The following is a 361-nucleotide window of genomic DNA, read 5'->3' on the forward strand; positions in this document are numbered from 1 at the left end:
CTGCTGTCCAAATTAGGTATTGACTGTCCGTTCATTCACAGGTTTAGTTTCGATTACCCTCGAAACGGGGACTGTCACTTATCCCGGACAGTGGGATGCTCTAGTTAAAGCTTAGACGGTTAACTAACTAGAGAAAGTTAAACGTGGCATCCGTTGGGGGTTTATCCATAGTCCTTAACGGAGTCAAACTATGAATGCTCGAGTCGATTAGAGACTATTAGGCAGCTACAGGAGCGGCTTTACGAGCGAAAGGAACGATGTTGTTCGCATTTACTTTTTGTTTGAGCCTTTGATTTACGAGAGGAGACTCACTCTCGACCTGTATCACGGGGGAGCTTTCGCTAACCTGTCGAAACCGTTA

1 other RNA gene is annotated in these 361 nt (G+C 45.7%); it reads right to left on the bottom strand.

Annotated features, from left to right (window positions below):
• Nucleotides 1-5 precede the first annotated feature (5 nt).
• Nucleotides 6-360: a transfer-messenger RNA gene (ssrA, locus tag GQS09_RS28435) on the bottom strand.
• Between the last annotated feature and the right edge of the window lies 1 nt (nt 361).

Origin of the sequence: Streptomyces sp. YIM 98790 (assembly GCF_011421595.1) — a bacterium.
Classification (GTDB): Bacteria; Actinomycetota; Actinomycetes; order Streptomycetales; family Streptomycetaceae; genus Streptomyces.